Below are 21060 nucleotides of genomic sequence, written 5' to 3'. Positions count from 1 at the left end.
ATACTGGACTAACGAAACCATAGGCTGAAACGATCAATAGGCTAGAGAATATTTGTGGAGTGCATGACGGGAAGAATCAATCGAATCCCGTCTTTAACTCCTTCCATATAGATGGATTGTTTGTCCTGACTTAGCTGATAACCTATGGCTTCTTCCCATTCGGATAGCAGTTGCTGAATATCCTTGTTTTGATTCATTTTGAATTGAGCCATTTGAGTGAATAGATTGTTGTCCTCTGATGAACATGAAGCTTGTTGTTCACTAGCTAGTTCTAATTGATAAAAACGTTGACGTAATGCTTCGAGAAACCAATCTGGCCAATCTGACATGACACATTTCCCTCCCGTGGTTGAAGTGTGTGTATGTTAACTCTGATGGGGAGGGATGGCAAGTCATTGTTTTGTGTAAAAAGGCTCACTCCTAACTCATGATCCAAGTTGGAATAAGCCTTTAAAAGTTTAAGAATTTTCATAATCAAGTTATTAGGGGAGTTTGGCTATATCATTTTACTGGAAATGGGGCTTGGAGGTAGTACTTTTAGAAGAACGGCAATGGAAGGTTAACTGTATATATATAGGCATTTTATAAAACGAAATATGAAAAAATAGAGATTAATATGCAACTTGTTTTGTAACATTTTGTTGCATATTGGAATATATATAGTTAATTTGGACGATATGAATTCAATATGATAATAATTTACAATAAGGACATAAAATATTAATAGGAGGTTTGAAATGAAAAATAAGTTAAAGAAAATGATCTCATCAGTTGTGGTAGTTGCTCTTGTTGTAACAAGCACCGCTTTTGTAAGCCCTGCTTCTGCAAGCCCTAAAGCCCTTACAGATTCAAATACTAGTAAGTATGATGTTGTGGTGGGAGGAAAAACAATTGCTATAAGAACAGTTGATATCTCAACGTATCGAGAAGTTACAGAAGATACTATAAATACTAAAGTCATTTCGAAGGAACATTTTGATTTTTTGCCATCTGCATCTATAGAACAAAAAGAAGCCTTTAAAGATTCTGAAAATTCCTTTGATATTAAAATCAAGGGAGATGAATATTACATTGATGGTGAAAAATTAACAGAGGAAGAGTTGAAACAACCGATTACTCAAGAAAGTTTAGATACCCCGCAATCATTTAGTGCACCTCAATCTATTATTCTTGCAGCAGCAAATGATTCAGGTGGTATACCTGAAATAAGTCATTATTATGGTAACTATAAAACATATAACTTTTTTAGTTATAATGATTTCAAAATATGGACTAGTTGGGGACCAGATGGAAGCCATGTTTCCAAAACAAATGTCTCTATCTCAGGCCCGTATACATCCCTGGCTATAAGTAACATAAACGCGTTTGCTACTTCTCACGCCAGTATGAAATATAATTTGGCTCAAACTTTGATTGCTCTTGGTGTAGCGGCTGTTACATGGGAAACAGTAGTGGGATTAGTCGGTTCTGGACTTGTTGGAGCGGCATCGGCCGCTGGTGTAGTTAATGATCGTTCACAAGCTAGATCTAGTCTTAAGCAAGCATATAACTATATTCAACGTATGTAATTTTCGAATGAAGAGTAATAAAATTAGCAAAGGTGATATTAAACCTTTGCTAATTTTATTTTAAAGGGGGACATGCAAATATGATTTTCGTTATCATCTCAATAGTATCTTTCTTGCTACTATTTTTTCTGATTTATAGAATTTTTAAATATAAGATAAGGAAATATAACCGTGAGAATTTTGGGTTATCATTGGCAATGCTTCTTATTCTACTAGGAAGAATATATACCAATATAGGAGAATTTAATTTAAAATCTTTGTTAATAGGGTATACATTCTTGTTCTCTGTTTTATTATTAATTTTTTTATTTGGTATGATTCGTAAGAAAAACAGTAAACAATAATGGAAATTGACCGTTTTTATGGGCCGCTGATGATAACCTATTAATGCGTTGGTGGAGAAGATAACCGTTCTCTCACCAACGCATTTTGTATTTACTTTGAAAAGTGGAATGAGCATAGATGAAATATTGGACTAAAAAAATCATAGACTAAAGTAACCAAAAGCTAACGAGTAACTGTGGGTTGTACGACGGGAAGAATTAATCCAATCCCGTCTTTTACTCCTTCCATATAGATAGATTGCTTATCCTGACTTAGCTGATAACCTATGGCTTCTTCCCATTCGGATAGCAGTTGCTGAATATCTTCGTTTTGGTTGGTTTTGAATTGATCCATTTGAGTAAATAGATGTTCATCCTCTGATAAATTTGAAGCCTGTTGTTCACTAACAAGTTCTAATTGATAAAAACGTTGGCGTAATGCTTCCTGAAACCAATCTGGCCAATCTGACATAACACATTTCCCTCCCGCTGTTTGAGTGTGTGTATGTTAACTCTGATGGGGAGGGATGGCAAGTCATTTTGTTTTTGAGTGTGGAAAAAAGCTCATCCCTACTCATGATTCAAGTTGGAATAAGCTTTTGAAATTTTAATATTAAGGTACACATAAACCTATTCAATTTCTATGTTACAGAATTTTAGATAATTTTGTACCATCAAACTTGTGACCCCATCCTCTATTTTCTTCTATAGAAAATTTTAGGAATGGATCGATGCTTGGCAATGGAAAGTTGTAATCTATCATGAACTTAATAATTCTCTCCAAAGATTTCAAACTGCTTTCGCCGTATCCTTCGATTACAGTATAAGTATGACTGATACCAAGATCATAAATTTCTCGTAGTAAGGCATCCACTGATCCATCAATATTTTGATATAAGCTATACAAATATATGAATTCATCTTTACTCAGCCGCTCAAACTCTTCCTCCTCATATGTTTTAAACTCCGTTAAATTCTCAGGGATTAATTCAACAACTATATCATTCCAATCATCTAAGTATTGGATACTAGTGAATTCCCATAAATAATTCAAAACGATTCTCCAATCATTAACATCATATTTCAAGGCTATTATAGCGTTCTCAAAACAGCTAACTCCATATGCAACTCTACCTCTCATTGAAATATGCTTAAATTTTTCCATATCCATTATCACTAGTCTCCTTTATACCACCCGGTTAGTGCGTCAGCAACATTTCCTTTAAAAGTAAATGTACAGTTTTCGCAAGCTATTTTTGCTGATCCAAACTCGTTTGGCGTTGTTTTAATAGTGTATATATATAAATCATTCACATTAGCCTTTTGGTTTAGCGCTTGATTCACTGCATCTACTTCTGCACAATTTCCTACTGCATATTCATTAAGAGAATCTTTTGGTAATAATCCTGGTTTGTCTTTGCTTCCAAATAAAATTGTATTCTTCTTATCTCCACTAAGCTGTATACCTTTATTCATTCCATAATAATATTTTCCTGTTCTTGCGTCATAGGCAACAGCAGCTGTATTGAAATTATCCATTTTTCTTTTTGAAGGAGCAAGCTTTTTCTGCATACTTGACCATTCAGTTGCAGCATCAAGTAATTTTTTATCAGAAGGTAACTTAGGCTTACCACTAGCTGTTCCCTCAGTTTTCGGTGCTTCAATAGGTTTGGAAGGAGCAGGCTTTCCGATTGGCGGTTCTTTAACGGTAGACTTTGGAACTTTAATTGATTTAGAAGGTATCTTTATATTCCCACCAAATTTAGCACCGTATAAACTTCCTACCATCTGAAATTCAGAAAATACGCTACTTACAATAATCGCATTTGCCTGCCATTTTGGTATTTCTTCGCCTGTCCAATAGTTCTTTCCTTCTTTAGCTGCTTTAATCTGTTCTACGAAAATATCCACATTTTCTGGTTCGTGATGTAATTTGATTTCTCCATTTTTGATAGCTTCGTTATAGGCGAGAGTGGCTTGGGCAGCTTTCTGATCGGTAACCCCATTTTTGCTGAGAACCCACATAGTTCCTACTATTTTTTTATCATACTCATCAAAATTATAGGATACTTTGGCTTTTTCAGCTGCCATGTAGCTATCGTGCTTGTCCTTCCAACGTTGTCTCAGATCTACAGGAATCTGCTGATAGGCATGAGCCATAGCATTTGATTCTTTCAGTAGGTTCTGCACCAGCTCCAGTGGGCCGCCGGAATTAGCTATATGACGCGCACTTGTATATGCTTTTCCTAAGATCCACTTGCTATAGTAAGCTTGTCTCGCTTGCTCATGCTCATATTGACTGATTAGTCCTTGGAGTGCTAAGCCAGCCAAGTGTTTGAGCGGGTGCAACCCCGTTTCTTTACTGCCTCCAACCGTGGGCGTTCCTTTACTACGAATAGGGATGGCTCCAGTTGCTTGTAACACCGTTGCTGCTACTTTACCTGCTGGCCCACCAACAGCATTCAACATCACACTGGCTACGTTCCCAACTACGGGAATGGAACCTAACAGCTTGGATATCGTCCCCATCAAAGCATTGGCCTGTTGAAGCGCTGCTGGAGTTGTAACTTTTGCTTTAGGAGTAGGGGCTTGGCTGCTCTTGGCTGTTGCAGTTTGTGCGGCCTCATATGCTTTTATACTCATCAATGGTGGCTCAGGCACAGGAGGGAGGTCAGCCACGAAAACAGGAGCTTTCACCGTACCTTCCTGATCAATCACTGGAGCTTTGGTATCTGTCTCACCATCCAGCACCATGCTACTTTCTCCACCTTTTAGATGAAGGGCTGTTCCAGCTTCTAACGACAGTTCCTTACCTGCTTCCAGCTTCACATGACCACCCTGAATCTGCACATTCCCCGGACTGCTAACGGTAATTCCACCATCTTCATTTAGTGTAATTGAAAATCCATCCGAGGTAGAAAGGGTCAATTCTTGCTCAGACATTTCTACCCCGCTACCTTGCACATGTTGCCATATCTTCACATTCGGCTGTCCATTTGCGTGGTGTTGTTGTCGTAGCGAATCCGTTACATAGGCATCCTGTTCGCGGTGTGTAGGCAGATACAGTTCTACCTGTTCACCGATCTCAGGCATATCGTACCAACCGCTATGTTCTTCGGCTACATATCGAGTCGCCACGGGAAACCAACAGGCTTTGGCAGGATCTTGCTTCGGGTCGAAGTCCAGTTGAAGCTGCACAAAATCCTGCTGTACCTTCAGCACCGTTCCCGTGAGTGAAATCCCGGTGGCCTGATCGTTTTCATACCGGGCATAGCGAATATTCTGTTCCGCTTGGAGATCATAACGGGTACGCAGTAAGCCATCCTCTAACCGTGTCACTGCCCGAACGACGACCAACTCTTTGCCTTGTCCGATGGGTAACGTGATGAGGTCGCCTAGCGCGTAGTATTGCAGACTTTCAATTGTATAGGTGACATACGAGCCAGCACGTTGTTCTCCGGGCTTTTCCGCATCCAGCTCATGAAACGTTTTTCGTACCCTGTAAAACACATCCCGTTCCACTTTGTGCTGTTTGCCTTCTGGCATCCCGAAAAAAACTTTGGGTGAGGCTGCGGTCACTTCTGGCACAAGTACGGAGCCAAAGCGGGAAGCAAGACGCTTTAAAAAAGCCCAATCCGTCTCCTCATATTGTAAAACAAAAGTATCCAGTTTGGCATAATTAGTTACGGTATCAATGGCGTCCCATACTCATATTTACGAACCATCGAGGTGACCAGATCATCATAAGTGCGGTGAATATCTTGGTAGGAACGTTTTTTCAGCTTGATATCCATTTGATAGGAATGGGAAGCGGCCTCCAATTCAAAGGTGTATACTCCACGTGTGCAATTCACAGACATTTGCGTAACGATCCCGTGGAACAGTCTTCTCAGCGATTGTCCCTGATCATTCAATTGACGAATCACAATCGGCTCTTGCTCTATATTTTGACCGATACATGCGGCTCCTTGTTCTTCGGAGAGCATACCACTAATATGTAAAAAGGTGTGATCATTAATGGCACGTGTTATTTGAAGTTTTTCGATATGTTGTGGCTGAAAGGGACCATAAAAGCGTAGGCTTTCATAGCCGATTCCATCTGATAGTAAGCTCAAGTGAGTTCAAGTCTCCTTTCTAGATGCGATGGCTAATTACAAAAGTAAAGTGCAGCATTTTTAACGAGTCTGACGAATAGAAGAAATGGATGGATACAACTTTGAGTTAAGACCGATATGTATCATTGAGTTTGTTGGGTATAAAACGTGCTTATTCGGATACAGGCGTTCCAAGTAAGCTTTCATTCAAGGTACAAAAGGGCAAGAGGAGATATTTAAATAACAGTCCAGCATATGTATATATCGGTTGAAAGAGAGATTTAGTTTACAAAATGACCCATTCGTTGGGGTATTTTCAATGTGTAATACTGGAATAGAGAAAGCTAACAGTAATTTTGAGCAATTGCCTTTCAAAATCAGGAACGGGGCTGATTTAATTGTGATTATGGATTCGGGTAAATTAAATACAGGTTCATATGGAATTAGTGGGATCGATAGAAGTGAAGGGAGAACGGGCATCATCTTGAAAAAGGGGTGTTGTGAGATGGAGTGGCTTTTGATAATATAGGTAATATATATAATTAAAAGGAATATATCCCTTCTATCGTCTCGACACATGTGGAGTGTATTGCATGTTTGCTATACAAATGAAGCAAATCCAAACATAGCAGCGGAAGGAACGGAATCGTTCTGGAGAAGCGGAGCGTTCGGCTGAAAGCTTTCCGTAGGAAAACTGCTTCGTAAGCATAAACCTTCACCGGATTTTTACCGTTAAAATATAATAAAAAATCTGGGGGGCAACAGCGATCGAAAGAATGATCCGTCCACGTAGCGGCCTTAGATGCACATACTTTCTCAATCCAGCCCGTAATCAAAATGCGTCAAATAACCCGATATGACCCTTCACGGTCTAATCGGGTTTTCCCATTATCCCTCTCCCGATCCCCGCGCATAGATCTTCACGCCCCTCCCAACGCCGACACCCAGATAGTTACACCCACTCCCAACATCATGTATAGTAAAGTTATGGGAAATGAACATGAACCCGCAGACCACTATGCTTAACCGTACTATTTCTATAATGCAAAAACGAGGAGGAACGTGATGATACATCCAACACAGATTCAGGATATGCTGCAAGCCGCGCTGGAGACGGGCGGAGATTTTGCAGAGGTGTTCGTCGAGGACCGCACCAATGGACAATTAGGTATGACCGGGGGAGTCGTCGATACGGCGCTGTCAGGCCGGGATTTCGGGATTGGTATTCGGATCATGAAGGAACATTTTTCGGTGTACGCCTACACCAGTGACATGAGCCAGCAGAGCCTGATTCGACTGGCCAAATCGGCTGCCAAGGCCATTCGCGGGGGTGGAGCGTCAGGTACACAACCGATCACACTCCATCCCCACGCGATCCTTAATCACCATCCGATTGCTATCATTCCCGACGGCTCACAGAAACGCGCCAAGATCGACATGATGAGACGTGCGCATGAGGCGGCAAGCCAATACGATCCTTCTATCACGCAAACCTCCATTGGGATTAGCAACTCGTTCCAGAACGTGCTGATCGCCAATAGCAACGGACTGCTGGTGGAGGATACCCGCACGTATACTCGGATGAGAATAAGCGCCATTGCGACCGCTGGGGAGCATAGACAATCCGGTTTTCGCGGGCCGGGAGCTTATGCGGGGACTGAATTCCTGGAGAATCTGAATATCGAAGAAAATGCGAGAGATGCGGCCCGTATTGCTACCACAATGGTAACAGCAGGATATGCGCCTAGCGGCAGACTGCCCGTGGTGATTGAGAACGGCTTCGGTGGTGTTCTTTTTCACGAGGCGTGTGGTCACGGGCTGGAATCTACGGCGGTGGCACATGGAACTTCCGTGTTTGCGAATAAGATCGGGCAGCAGGTGGCTTCGCCGCTCGTCACGGCTGTGGATGACGGAACCATTCAGAACGCGTGGGGATCGCTCAATATAGATGATGAAGGAGCGCCGACACAGCGCAACGTACTGATTGAGAACGGTATTTTAAAAGGATATCTGATCGACCGCATGGGCTCGCGCCAGATGGGTGTACCTGCGACAGGATCGGGACGAAGACAGTCCTATAAATTCGCGCCTGCTTCCCGCATGAATAATACGTTTATTGCTAACGGAGATTCGACCCGTGAAGAGATCATTGCGAATACGGAGTACGGGATCTATGCCAAATCGCTGGGCGGCGGTTCAGTGAACACCTCGACGAGCGAGTTCAATTTTGCGGTCGAAGAGGCGTACATGATTCGCAACGGCAAGATTGCCGAGCCGGTCAAAGGCGCAACGCTGATCGGAAAAGGGATTGAAACACTCCAAAATATTGATATGGTCGGTAACAATCTGGATCATGGTCAGGGGATGTGCGGCTCGGTCAGCGGAAGTCTTCCGGTCAACTGCGGACAGCCGACGATTCGAGTGTCCGAAATGACCGTCGGCGGACGGAAGGGGGAATAGGCGATGAATATTCAGCAATTTCAGGAAGCGTTGTTCACGAAAGGTCGGGAAATCGGCTACGCGGATATGGAAATCTACTATGTAAATGGACGTTCTACCTCGGTAAAGGTACTGAAGGGAGAAATTGAACAATATACAATCGTTGAGAATGGCGGACTTTCCTTCCGGGGCGTCATGAACGGGAAAATGGGCTATGCCTCTACGGAGAAGCTGGAGCCGGACGTGATCAACTTTTTATTGGAGGAAGCACGCAGCAACGCGGACATATTGGAGAGCGAGGAACAGGATGAACTGTTCGAAGGCTCTGCAAGCTATCCCGAGCAGGCTGCCCATGCCGCCGCGTTAGCTGACACGGCTCCTGAAATTCTCATTGAGGCTGCAATGGAGATGGAGCGTACAGCGCTTGCCGCAGATCCACGGATTGTAATGGCTCGACATTGCTCGGTCAGCATTCGTGAAAATGAAGTCCTGATTGTGAACACGAAGGGGCTGCACTGTCATCGCCGCAAAAGTCTGGCGACCGCTTATGTCTACGTGATTGCCAAAGAAAATGACGAGACGGTTACCGGGGGCTGGCATGATTATTCCCTGCGGAGTGTGGAAGAAATCAATATTGCAGATGTGGCGCATAAAGCCGTAAAAGAGGCTGTTTCCAAGCTGGGTGCGCACACGATTCAATCGGATAACTATCCCGTCATTTTCCGTCATGATGCAGCAGCGCAATTGCTGGCTGCGTATACGTCGGTATTTTCAGCGGAGTCAGTGGATAAAGGCTTCTCACGTTTAGCAGGGAAATTAGGGGAAAAGGTGGCAAACACCAAGCTCACGCTGGTGGATGATCCGCTGATGGAAAATGTTCCGGCAGGTAGCACATTCGATGCTGAAGGTAGTGCTACACGTCGCAACGAGATTATCAAGGACGGGGTACTACGGACATACTTCCATAACCGCAAGACAGCCCGCAAAGCCGGAGTACAAAGTACCTCCAATGCTTCTAAAGGCGGCTACAACGGTAAAATCGGCGTCTCTTATCATAATCTGTATGTGGCTCCCGGTTCTTCTACCTTGGAGGACATGATTCGCAAGATGGATCGCGGGGTGATGATTGTGGAGCTGCAAGGATTGCATGCAGGTACGAATACGGCGTCTGGTAATTTTTCGCTGGCTTGTCTGGGATACTTGATTGAGCAGGGGAAAGTGGTCAGAGCAGTCAATCAAATTACCGTATCGGGCAACTTCTTTGACGTGCTGCAGCAGGTAGAGGAAGTTGGCAACGATTTGCGTTTTACGGGAAGCTGCACTTCACCTTCGCTCAAGCTGGCTGCACTCTCGATTTCAGGGTCATAATCACAGGAGCAACCTCCTCTTTTTCCATACTCACAGCCTGTTACTGATGCCCCGATTGCCTGCGGATTACAGGTGTTTGGGACATCGGGGTATGGTAAAGTAGGAGAAAGTTCTTAAAATATTTAAAAAGGGCTTGGTTACAGCACCGCGACAGGGTATTATAGACAATAATATATTCGACAAAAATTTCGAATTGAATTTTTATTGGGGGATGGATATGAGATATATAAGCACTAGAGGTGGAGTAGAAGCCAAAGGATTTATTGATACCGTGCTCATGGGGTTAGCTGATGATGGTGGCCTGATGGTACCGGAGCAAATTCCGGTGGTGTCGGCAGCTACGCTGGAGCAATGGGCAACATTGAGCTACAGAGAGCTGCTGCTGGAAGTTTTTGCGCTGTATATCAATGATGAAATTCCTCGTGAAGATTTGGAGCAACTGGTGGAGCGTAGCTATGCGAGCTTCCGTCATCCCGAAGTCACGCCAGTGAAGAAGATCAACGATTCTCTATATATTTTGGAGCTGTTCCACGGGCCTACGTTCGCGTTCAAGGATGTGGCGCTGCAATTTATGGGTGAATTTTATTCCTACGTGTCCAAGAAACAGAATGAGATCATTCACATTTTGGGCGCAACCTCGGGCGATACCGGGGCGGCAGCGATTCAGGGCGTGCGTGGCAAGGAAGGCATTAAAATCTGTATTTTGCACCCACACCAAAAGGTGAGCAAGGTACAAGAGCTGCAAATGACGACCGTTGATGATAAAAATGTACTAAACCTGTCCGTAAAAGGGAACTTTGACGATTGTCAGAAGGTCATTAAGGACCTGTTTGCCGATCTGGATTTCAAAGGTAAACATCATCTGCGGGCGATTAACTCGATCAACTTTGTACGTATTTTGGCGCAAACCGTGTATTACTTCTATGCTTATTTCCGGGCACAGGAGACTGCGGGTACGAAGAAGATTAATATCAGCGTGCCATCCGGTAACTTTGGCAACATCTTTTCCGGCTTTCTTGCGAAGAAAATGGGCTTGCCAATCCATAAGCTGATTATTGCGACGAATGAAAATAATATTTTGGAGCGCTTCGTGAAGACTGGTGAATACAAGCCGGGTGACTTCAAAAGCACGTATAGTCCTTCCATGGACATTCAGGTGGCGAGCAATTTCGAAAGATACCTGTACTACTTCCTCGGAGAAGATGCAACGAAGGTATCTGAATACATGAACACTCTCAAAACCGAGGGACGGATTGTGATCAGTGCAGAGGATTTGAAACGGGTACAGCAGGATTTTGAAGCCCTTGGCGCTTCGAACGAAAAGTGTCTGGAACTGATTAGCAAATACAAAGCCGAATATGACTATTTGCTGGACCCGCATACGGCTTGCGGTATCGCCGCGTATGAGGCGTATAATGGCGAGGGAGAAGTATGTGTGACCTTTGCAACAGCGCACCCGGCCAAATTCGATGAAGCGATCCGTCTGGTGGACATTAAGCAGGAGTTCCCAGCGCAGATTGAGCAATTGTTCTCTAAATCGCAGCAACAGCAGGTGGTAGAGCATGACGAAGCGGAAATTGTACGTCAGCTTGAAGCCTTCTATGTGTAGAAGACAATCACGCTAAGAACGGGTGCCAGGACATCATGATACGATTGAACCCCAAGAAGGCTATGCTCCGTGTGTAGCCTTCTTTTAATTATTTTCATACTTTTGGATAAACTATCCATGTAACGTCCATTCTGGATTATAGATGTAAATCTCATTTTGTTCACATTATTGTACCATGTGGAGTAAGGTATAAATACCTCGTTTCATCGTAAAAATCCCCGTAGAACAAAGGATTTTGGCTTGGTAATATGACAAGAAATGATAGATTCATAGAGATATTTGATGAAGGGGCCAAAATTTTTTTATGAGCAAATTAGATGTATTTTTATAAAAAATCATGTATAGTTAACTAAATTTTATGAATACATAAAACCCTACTCTCAAGAACACGGAATAAATCCGTTCCGTTCTCTAGTAGAGGAGTTAAATATAAAGGAGTGTTTTAGAAAAGTGACCATTATCCGTTCAGAGCAGAGTCAACAGGCAGCAGCCGAATATGTGCAGTCCGTTTTTGAGAAGGTTATCGCGCGCAATCCTCATGAGAATGAATTTCATCAAGCCGTCAAGGAAATATTGGATTCGCTGGTTCCGGTACTGGCCAAGCATCCCAAGTATATGCAGCAGGGGCTTTTGGAACGGCTTGTGGAGCCGGAACGGGTCATTACCTTCCGTGTGCCTTGGGTAGACGACGCAGGGAACGTACAGGTCAATCGTGGCTTCCGGGTGCAATTTAATAGTGCCATCGGTCCTTATAAAGGCGGAATCCGTTTTCATCCGTCGGTGTATCTGGGAATTGTCAAATTTTTGGGCTTTGAGCAAATTTTCAAAAATGCGCTGACAGGTCTTCCAATTGGCGGCGGCAAAGGCGGCTCCGATTTTGATCCCAAAGGGAAGTCAGATAACGAAGTTATGCGCTTTACACAAAGCTTCATGACCGAGCTGTACAAATATATTGGCCCGGATACCGATGTTCCGGCAGGGGATATTGGTGTAGGCGGGCGTGAGATTGGTTACATGTTCGGGCAGTACAAACGGATTCGCGGGGGACATGAAGGTGGCGTCCTCACAGGTAAAGGAATTCATTACGGGGGCAGTCTTACACGTACAGAAGCGACTGGATATGGTTGCGTGTATTTTGTAAATGAAATGCTGTATGCTCAAGGCTCATCCTTTGAGGGTAAACGTGTGGTCGTGTCGGGTTCGGGGAATGTATCCATTTATGCGATTGAAAAAGCACAGCAGCTTGGCGCTACAGTCGTTGCCTGTAGTGACTCGAATGGCTACATCTATGATCCGGACGGCATTGATCTGAATCTGGTGAAGCAGCTTAAAGAAGCCAATCGTCTGCGCATTAGCGAGTATACCAAAGAGCGTCCAGGCGCAATTTATACGGAGGGCTGTTCCGGTATCTGGTCGATTCCATGCGATATCGCACTGCCGTGTGCCACACAGAACGAAATTGACGAACAAGCAGCACAATTGCTGGTAAGTAATGGCGTAAAAGCTGTGGGTGAAGGTGCGAATATGCCATCCACGCTGCAGGCTATTGAAGTATTTTTGGGCAATGGGGTTCTGTTTGGACCAGCCAAAGCGGCCAATGCAGGCGGGGTTGCGGTTTCTGCGCTCGAAATGTCACAGAACAGCATGCGCCTGTCATGGACCTTCGAGGAAGTGGACACCAAGCTGCATGATATTATGAAGAATATTTATGCGAACAGCGTGAAGGCGGCTGAGGAATACGGCGTGCCTGGGAATCTGGTTGTAGGGGCGAACATCGCCGGATTTGTCCGTGTGGCTGACGCTATGCTGTCTCACGGGATCATTTAATCGGGGATAATACAAACGGGCTGGAGAGGGCAAGAAAGCTGTACAGCGTTGTCTGTATGGCTCTCCTGATCTGCTATCGTATGAATGTAGTTTATACGTGATCTCATAAGTAGTTATACAAGAAGAAGCTGGGTGCCCTTGCAGGGGTGCTCAGCTTTTATTTGATAGGGTCACTTTATTTTTCACAAGGTCTTGATTTATTTTTAAAGAAGATGTATATTACTTGATGGATCAATAATTGATGGATCAAAGGTTGGATCGTCATGCCCAGTGACATGCTTAAGGGAGGAGAGATTACGATCACCCAGACATCACCCGAGGCTGACTATATTTTTGACGCGCTATTGCTGTTGAACAAGCAGATTAGCTCCAAGTTTGAGCGTTGTGCAGGAATCAGCGCATCCAGATTACAGCTGTTGTGCAAGTTGTATCAGGTGAAGGAGATTAGTCAAACCTTGCTGCAAAAAGAGGTTGGCATCGACGGTGCAGCCGTAACCCGCCATTTGAAGCAGCTTGAACTGGCAGCCATGGTCACACGACGCACCAAGCCGGAGGACAACAGGGTTACGCTGGTTAGCCTGTCCGATTTTGGACGTGAGCGTATTATTACCTTTAGACAGGAACGCTCGCAGTTTGTGGCCCGGCTGCTCCAAAGCTTCGACGAGGCCCAGCGACACCAATTAGCCGATATGCTGCAAGTTATGAATGGTCATATGTCCGAGATGGACTGACCCCAATTATATTACACCCATAGGGGAAATAAGGAGAGATTTGAATGAGTAATACGAACCCATCCAATATCGTTAAAACAAATGATTTTAAAGAAATCACACTGGGTCGCCGTTCTGTCAAAGTATACGATCCGTCCGTGAAAATCAGCCGCGAGGAAATGACAGAGATTCTGACTGAAGCGACACGCGCTCCATCGTCCATTAACCTACAACCTTGGCGTTTTCTTGTGATTGACAGCCCGGAAGGTAAAGCAACCTTGGCACCGCTCGCCAGCTTTAATCAACGTCAAGTCGAGACATCTTCGGCAGTGATTGCCGTGTTCGGAGATTTGGACAACTTTGATAATTTCGAGCAAATTTTCGGAGAAGCTGTAGAATTGGGCTATATGCCAAAAGATATTAAAGAAATGCAGCAGGAGAAAGTGGCAGCCCATTTTGCAGCGCTTGATCCAGTCGTGAACAAAGAAACCGTCCTGATCGACGGTGGTCTGGTATCCATGCAGTTGATGCTGGTGGCACGTGCTCACGGTTACGATACGAATCCAATCGGTGGATATGACAAGAGCAGAATCGCTGAAGCCTTTGGTCTTGATAAAGATCGTTATGTACCTGTAATGCTCATTTCCATAGGTAAAGGAACCAATGAAGGCCATCCATCCACTCGTCTGCCGATTGACCAAATCGCACAGTGGAAATAATAGAAACGAATTAATACCTATATATAAAAAAAACAGGCGGACAAAGGAACAATCCTTTGCTTCGCCTGTTTTTGTGCTGCTGGAGTGCAATAAAACTTATTTTAATCCTATGATCATCGAGTTCTCGTATTAACTTTCCGACACATCGGCAGGGTCAACAGGGTCAGGCAGAGGGCTGTGAAGTCGCTTGGGCCATGTAATTCGGTGGGTAGTATGGCTAAGCTCCTCATAAAATAACAGGTCTTTCCTGAACAGACGTATAACCAGATGGAAAAAGAACCACGTATTGATGACCAACAATATCAGGCTGATCAGAACACTCGCCCATGGAGGGACTTGAGGCCAAAACACGGGTCCACCCAGTACGTAATTAATGCCAAAATACACCCAGTACAAGAGGCTGTAGCGCTTCATGAGCTCCCACAGGGAAATACGTTTTCCTGTCCCCGCAAGATGTATCCGCACCAGCCATTTACCCGGGGTTCGTCCATTCGTCAGGTAAGGAATCAGCACGAAGTATACTCCACTGGATACCCAGAAGGCGGCGGGTACACGGAGGTATTCCATAACACCAAGCAAACCTGTCCAGATAATGGAATCCACGAAAAAGGCTACGCCCCGTCTGGTATAGGATACCCGCTTGGTTGTGATGTCCAAATGCTTGTCCAGATGCTCCAGACGCGGGAGAAAACGCGAAAACCACTCGCCCAAAAGAAAGCCCAGCATGCCGCCCAATGTATTTGCCATCAGATCGTCCACATCGAACACACGATACGCATGGTCAAAAAATCCGTACAGTCCTGTTAGCTGCGTCACCTCAAAGAAGAGGGAAAGGCCAAAGGACAGGACCAGACACCATCCCCACCGTGCACGGAAATAATAACGTAAGAACATACCGAAAGGCGCAGTCATAAGAACGTTAAAAACGACCTGGAGAAAAGCGCGTTCCTTCAGCAAATGCAGATAGCTGGAGGGTTGGGAGGGAGAGAGGGATGTCTCCCTTATAATGTCGTGAATAAACTGTAAGGGCATTAGCTGCAATGCGCCTCCGGTTAACGCCGTATTATGACGCGATGCCGGAAGTGGCAAAATTACCAGAAAGAAAGCATTCATCAAGTATAAAAGCAACAGGTAAAGCAGCAATGCTCTCGTTTTATGGATATAACCATGCCTGCGGTACTGTACGATTAGAAAAGGCAGCGTAAACAGCAACGCGGCAAAAGGAAAGGCAAGAAAGGCGTAAGAAACAGGAAATAAATACGCTTGAATCATGAGCTGCTTACGCCTGCTTTCCCCGGAACTTCACCAAAGACCAGATAATCAGGAACGCCATGAAAGCCACGCATACGCTGATACTGATCCGATTTTGCGGATCAAGCAAGAACAGGAATGCAATCACCCACAGGCATCCGACAGTTAACGCTGTGATATAAGGAAATCCCCATATTTTGAAGCTTGGCTCTATCGGGTAAGATTTGCGCAGCTTTAACTGGGACAGGCAAATACAGCTCCAGACAAGCAAAACGACAAAGCCCGGTACTGCCATCAGAATACGGAACAGTCCGTCTTGAGCGATATAAGCGACCATCGAACCGACAATCAGGATCACGGCACACCATTTGAGACTATTCACCGGAACCCCATTCGAGGATACCCGGGCGAGTGATTTAGGACCTTCTCCGTTGACTGCTAGCGAATGCAGCATGCGTGTAGCCCCGTAAATCCCCGAATTGGCGGCAGACAGTACGGCGGTAATCAAAATGAAGTTCATGACATGGGCCGAGCCTTGAAGTCCTGCCGAAGACAGCACCTGTACGAACGGGCTGGTATTCGCATCCAGCTGATTCCAGGGAATCAAGCCGCAAATGATGAGAATCGGCAGCGTATAGAACAACACAACGCGAAAAATAAAGCTTTTAACCACCTTGGGAAGTACCTTTTCCGGATTCTCTGTTTCTGTTAACGTCAGGCCAATCAGCTCAGAGCCTCCGTAGGAAAAGGTAACCACCAGCAGCGCTGAGAAAATAGCCAGCCAGCCATTGGGGAGAAATCCGCCATGCTGTAAGTAATTGCTCAGATAAGGCGGAGTTTCAGTTGGGATAATGCCGAACAGGATACAGCCACCCAATGCAATAAAGATGATAATCATGGCAATTTTAATACCCGCAAGCCAAAATTCCAGTTCCCCGAAACCGCCGACACTCAGCATGTTGACCACAATAATGAAGGCTGCACTCGCTAAACTGAGTACCCATAGGGGAACGTCCGGTAACCAGTATTGCAGGAAGCTTCCCGCTGCGATAACCTCAATGATACAGACGGCCAGCCACATGAAGCAATACAACCAGCCGATGATAAAGGAAAGCCGTTCTCCAAAAGCTTTGCGAATAAAATCCTTCATATTCATGTTGGGATAGACGGTAGCCATCTCGGCAATCGCGCCCATGACGACCAGGAGTAGAAGTCCCGCGAAGACATAGGATAAAATAACTCCAGGCCCCGCCAAGCTGATCGTTTCGGTACTTCCTTTAAAAATGCCGGTACCGATAACTCCACCCATAGCCATAAAGGTAATATGCCTAGGGAGCAGCTTTTTGTGCAAAGTTGCTTCATTTGATTTCAATCCGAAATCCTCCTTCATCAAGTCGATCTTCAGCAAGCCCAAACAGGGTTGCTTCAATTAGATTTATACTACATGAAAATATCCAATTAGGAAATGAAAGAAATAGGATTTGGCAAGGAATTAACCATATATTATTCTACGATGACTAAAATGGGAGGGATACTGATGAGAAATGTGTAGAAGAGCAGTTTAGAGGCAGAATGATGGTGCTGACGATTGATTTGTCTGCGGTCATTCTGCCTTTTATTACTACTCTCAGCGGATATTTAAGTGATCATGCAGGGGTATCGCATTGTGGTGAAGGATTAGCTGCGCAATATTCCTTTGGCCCGCACTTGCTTAAGCCAACCAGGAAATTCGTTTAGCAGACGGTCGTACAATTCTGCGTCTGTCACGGAGTCGATGTCATCCAAGGCAAAAAAATCTGCATTATCCACTACGCGACCGCGCAGATCATCCAACTTTTGAAGGACTCCATAATCGGCATTACCGAGTCCGACGAATTGCCAGAAAATCGGAACTTTCGAGTACTTGATCAGCAACTTTGATATTTTTTTCGTTTCATACACGCCGCCATCACTGAAAAAGATAATGTAGGTTGGGATTGTTTCATTAGGTACTTCTTTTGTATATTTTAAAATGATATCCGTCATCACTTCAGGCTCATTGTTACCTATTCCTATTTTCCCATATCCAGGTTCTGGGAAAGTTCGTTTTACGTAATTCTCGTAATTCCGTTCCGTGACGCTTGGAGCGCGTTGGGCTTTGTCTGCAAAAAACCATACGTCCATTTCACCGTCATCATCCATGCAGGCGGCTACAGCCAACACACGTTCGAAGGCTTTTTGCACGGTTCCCAGTGAGTACAGCTTCCCCATGGAACCAGAAGCGTCTAATACAACCGCTACTCGTGCCTTTTCACGGTCTATCTGTTTCTTTTTCAGTGAAATTTGCACACTCTGCTTAAGTAAATTAATTTTTCCGCTACCGGGAAAGGAAGCATTCGCCTCCGCTTTGGCATTCACAGTATTCGTCGGCGCTGCTGACGGCTCCTCTTCTTCCACGGTGACGCCATGAGCCTCGGCAAGCGGTTTCAGGCCCCCGTTGAAGCCACGTCCAACTGCGCGAAGTTTGAAGCCTGACGTATGGCGGTATATTTCAGCGAATACGAGGGACGTTTCTTTGGTGGCCTCGGTAATGCTATAGGCGATATGTACCTGCCTGCCCTGAACGGTCAATGTGCAGCCAATCATATCGGCAAAAGTACCTGGACCATCCAGAGTGGCGGCAAATACACATTTATCAACTCCAGTTCCTTGCAAAGCCCTTAAGGCTACAGTGAATTCAGCAGTTTTGTCATTCGGACGCTGTAACCGTACATGGTCATGCGGATCAGCTGGTTGATTGTAAAAAATGAAATAGTCATCCGAAGCGACTTTACCATCTTGGCCTACCATAAAACAGCTAACATCCAGCTCGGCTGGCGCATGCTCCCATGTAATTGTGATCCGTACTGTATCCTCCGTACCTAAAGGTGCATTAGCTCCTGTACTTAATACCATTTTTGAACCATTCATGCTGTCTACCTCCTATGTATTTCAAAATCGTTATATTTATACAAATTGTACCATGGAAATCGTTTATTCGCCTTATTTCGAGCAGGAATTTTTGTCTCATGGTAGACATAGTAGAAGATGATATATAATGAGGTTGGTTTTGAAAAATAGGATGGTATTTATGAAGCGGAGGCTTTGACAAGTGAAGCAGGAACGGAAAAAGCGGACAGGTTCCCAAACCGGGACGGGCAAGAAGCATGAGGCTGATGAGCTGAACAAGCTGCTTTCCGCATGGCTCCATTCGTCGATCCGTGTTATGGATGTCCGACATATTCGGCTGGAGCGGGAAGAGCGGCTTCAACCGTATCGTCTTCCGGCGCAGGCTTTCGTATTTGTGTTACAGGGAAGTGTACGCTTGCCTACTAAGGATCAGGATGATATAAGACATTCATGGTACGTGCTGCATGGCAGCAAAGGCCTGGAACTGAATATGACAGCCTCGGAACGAGGGATCGAATATATTCTTGTACTATATAAAGTGGCTTCTCTATCCGGACATACGGTGTATAACCTTGCCCCTGTAGCTCATGGCTTTGTGCCGCCGTATCCGGTTATGTTGTATCAAAAGCTGCAACTGCTGGAGCAGGCATGGTATGATAAGGATACGATGTCCAGGTTGCAGGCTCAGGGCAGGTTCTATGATTTTGCATATGAATATATGCGGCAATGGCAGGAGCAGAAGACTCGAATGCCTTCACGGGATATGGTGACACAGGCGATTCGATTTATGCAGGTACATTATGCGGAGTCCATAACGCTGGAACGATTGGCTAGATTGTTGGAATGCAGTCCAAGGCACTTGACCCGGTTATTTAAAAAACAAACAGATTGCAGTCCGATTATGTTTCTGATCCGGCTGCGAATGGACAAGGCGAAGGAGCTACTGCGGAAGACAGATGGCACTTTACAGGATATCGCTGCCAGTGTGGGGTACCCGGATGTCTATTTCTTTAGCCGGGCATTCAAAAAATATACTGGCGTATCCCCGGTTCATTACCGGGACAGCTTATATTCATCTGCTTTTGTGAGAGATATAGGTCTGGATAATCCATTAAGCCTGTCCGAATGTTCCATTGATTCGATAAGTGGCGCCCTGCATACTGGTATTGAGGATAATAATCATTATCAAAATTACGATGAAGGGATTTTACGAATGAATAGAAACGCAAGGCATTCCATGGCATTTATTTTATTGCTTAGTTTTACCCTGCTGGTCAGTGCGTGCTCGGGCACATCCAATCCTGCAGCGACGGACAGCACTGCACAAGGGAGCAACAATACATCGGCGGAACAGGCATCACAGGAGCGGGTGCTGAAGGATGTACTTGGGCATGAGGTGAAGGTTCCGGCTCAGCCTCAGCGTGTGATTGCTTCTTATCTGGAGGATCATTTGGTTGCACTGGGTGTTAAGCCTGTAGCTCAATGGTCGGTAGGTAAAAATTCGGTTCAAGGTTACCTGCAAAAAGAGCTGAAGGACGTTCCTACCATCGCCTCTGACCTTCCATTTGAAGCGGTCCTGAACTTTAAGCCGGATTTAATCATTATGGACAGTGCGAGTATGGTGGAGGGTGACAAATATAATCAATACTCTAAAATCGCTCCAACCTATGTCGTAGGCAGTAATCTGAACAACGATTGGCGGCAAGAGTTGCTGACCGTGGGTGAGGTGCTGAACAAGAGCAGTGAAGCGAAGCAGGCATTGAGCACTTATGACAAAAAAGCAGCAGAAGCTAAAGCCAAGCTGATCCAGACTGTTGGACAAAAAACCGCAGCAGCCTTGTGGGTAACGGATAAAAACGTGTATGTCGTGAACCAGCATTTATCCAGCGGTGATGTATTATATAAAGATTTGGGATTCAAGATTCCGCAAGTCGTACAGGAGATTTCCAAAACAGCCAAGGCGAATTGGAGCAACTTATCCCTGGAGAAACTGGCGAAGCTGGATGCGGATTATATTTTTATCGTGAACAGCAAAGGTGTAAGCAAGGACGAAATCATTAAAGATCCGGTCTGGGAAGGGATTTCGGCCGTAAAAGCAGGACATGTATACGATTTTGGGAAAGATTCCAGCTGGTTGTATACGGGGACCATCGCAAATGGACAAATGATTGATGATGTCCTGAAAAGTGTAACTCAATAATATGGATTGCAAACAAACAGCGCT

At 44.8% G+C, this 21060-nt stretch carries 15 protein-coding genes and 1 pseudogene; 9 read left to right on the top strand and 7 right to left on the bottom strand.

Annotated features, from left to right (window positions below; genetic code table 11):
• Positions 1-41: 41 nt before the first annotated feature.
• On the bottom strand, positions 42-329 hold the full coding sequence (locus tag ABH897_RS23450; protein ID WP_283652765.1) for a hypothetical protein: 288 nt from the start codon (positions 327-329) through the stop codon (positions 42-44).
• 408 nt (positions 330-737) lie between these two features.
• On the opposite strand from ABH897_RS23450, the gene ABH897_RS23445 reads away from it, so the two are divergent.
• Positions 738-1568, top strand: a complete 831-nt coding sequence (locus ABH897_RS23445; protein WP_283652764.1) for a hypothetical protein — start codon at positions 738-740, stop codon at positions 1566-1568.
• A gap of 507 nt (positions 1569-2075) precedes the next feature.
• Here the strand turns inward: ABH897_RS23445 and ABH897_RS23440 are convergent.
• From ABH897_RS23440 to ABH897_RS23430, 3 genes and pseudogenes are all read right to left on the bottom strand, one after another.
• The gene (locus ABH897_RS23440) at positions 2076-2363 is read right to left on the bottom strand and encodes a hypothetical protein (protein WP_283652763.1); all 288 of its coding nucleotides are present in this window, start codon (positions 2361-2363) and stop codon (positions 2076-2078) included.
• A 174-nt stretch (positions 2364-2537) separates the two neighbouring features.
• Positions 2538-3062 (bottom strand): hypothetical protein, encoded by a 525-nt coding sequence (locus ABH897_RS23435; protein ID WP_283652762.1) that lies wholly within the window; start codon positions 3060-3062, stop codon positions 2538-2540.
• Between the two features lie 5 nt (positions 3063-3067).
• A pseudogene (locus ABH897_RS23430) lies at positions 3068-6006 on the bottom strand (contractile injection system protein, VgrG/Pvc8 family).
• Between the two features lie 247 nt (positions 6007-6253).
• Here ABH897_RS23430 and ABH897_RS23425 point away from each other — a divergent pair.
• From ABH897_RS23425 to ABH897_RS23395, 7 genes are all read left to right on the top strand, one after another.
• Positions 6254-6514 (top strand): hypothetical protein, encoded by a 261-nt coding sequence (locus tag ABH897_RS23425; protein WP_404592800.1) that lies wholly within the window; start codon positions 6254-6256, stop codon positions 6512-6514.
• 536 nt (positions 6515-7050) lie between these two features.
• Positions 7051-8445 carry a TldD/PmbA family protein gene (locus ABH897_RS23420; protein WP_404580641.1) on the top strand — a complete coding sequence of 465 codons (1395 nt, stop codon included), beginning with the start codon at positions 7051-7053 and terminating at the stop codon, positions 8443-8445.
• Positions 8446-8448: 3 nt separating this feature from the next.
• Positions 8449-9792, top strand: a complete 1344-nt coding sequence (locus tag ABH897_RS23415; RefSeq protein ID WP_404580640.1) for a TldD/PmbA family protein — start codon at positions 8449-8451, stop codon at positions 9790-9792.
• A gap of 217 nt (positions 9793-10009) precedes the next feature.
• A complete protein-coding gene (gene thrC / locus ABH897_RS23410; protein ID WP_404521145.1) occupies positions 10010-11401 on the top strand; it encodes a threonine synthase in 1392 nt (463 codons plus the stop codon).
• A 450-nt stretch (positions 11402-11851) separates the two neighbouring features.
• Complete coding sequence (gdhA, locus tag ABH897_RS23405) at positions 11852-13228, top strand: NADP-specific glutamate dehydrogenase (RefSeq protein ID WP_283652755.1); 1377 nt, start codon at positions 11852-11854, stop codon at positions 13226-13228.
• Between the two features lie 275 nt (positions 13229-13503).
• Positions 13504-13959 carry a MarR family winged helix-turn-helix transcriptional regulator gene (locus ABH897_RS23400; protein WP_283656306.1) on the top strand — a complete coding sequence of 152 codons (456 nt, stop codon included), beginning with the start codon at positions 13504-13506 and terminating at the stop codon, positions 13957-13959.
• A gap of 44 nt (positions 13960-14003) precedes the next feature.
• Positions 14004-14657 carry a nitroreductase family protein gene (locus ABH897_RS23395; protein WP_404592799.1) on the top strand — a complete coding sequence of 218 codons (654 nt, stop codon included), beginning with the start codon at positions 14004-14006 and terminating at the stop codon, positions 14655-14657.
• 129 nt (positions 14658-14786) lie between these two features.
• Here the strand turns inward: ABH897_RS23395 and ABH897_RS23390 are convergent, their stop codons facing one another.
• From ABH897_RS23390 to ABH897_RS23380, 3 genes are all read right to left on the bottom strand, one after another.
• On the bottom strand, positions 14787-15929 hold the full coding sequence (locus ABH897_RS23390) for a VanZ family protein (RefSeq protein ID WP_404592798.1): 1143 nt from the start codon (positions 15927-15929) through the stop codon (positions 14787-14789).
• Positions 15930-15936: 7 nt separating this feature from the next.
• Positions 15937-17280 carry an amino acid permease gene (locus tag ABH897_RS23385; RefSeq protein WP_283652752.1) on the bottom strand — a complete coding sequence of 448 codons (1344 nt, stop codon included), beginning with the start codon at positions 17278-17280 and terminating at the stop codon, positions 15937-15939.
• A gap of 305 nt (positions 17281-17585) precedes the next feature.
• Entirely contained in the window at positions 17586-18857 is a 1272-nt protein-coding gene (locus ABH897_RS23380; protein ID WP_404592797.1) for a VWA domain-containing protein, read from the bottom strand.
• A gap of 181 nt (positions 18858-19038) precedes the next feature.
• On the opposite strand from ABH897_RS23380, the gene ABH897_RS23375 reads away from it, so the two are divergent.
• Entirely contained in the window at positions 19039-21036 is a 1998-nt protein-coding gene (locus tag ABH897_RS23375; protein ID WP_404592796.1) for an ABC transporter substrate-binding protein, read from the top strand.
• Positions 21037-21060: the final 24 nt, after the last annotated feature.

Source organism: Paenibacillus sp. RC73 (assembly GCF_044908085.1).
In the GTDB taxonomy this organism is placed as follows: Bacteria; Bacillota; Bacilli; order Paenibacillales; family Paenibacillaceae; genus Paenibacillus; species Paenibacillus terrae_A.
The sequence above is the reverse complement of the archived record's forward strand: the minus strand, read 5'-3'. Positions and strand labels throughout refer to the sequence as shown.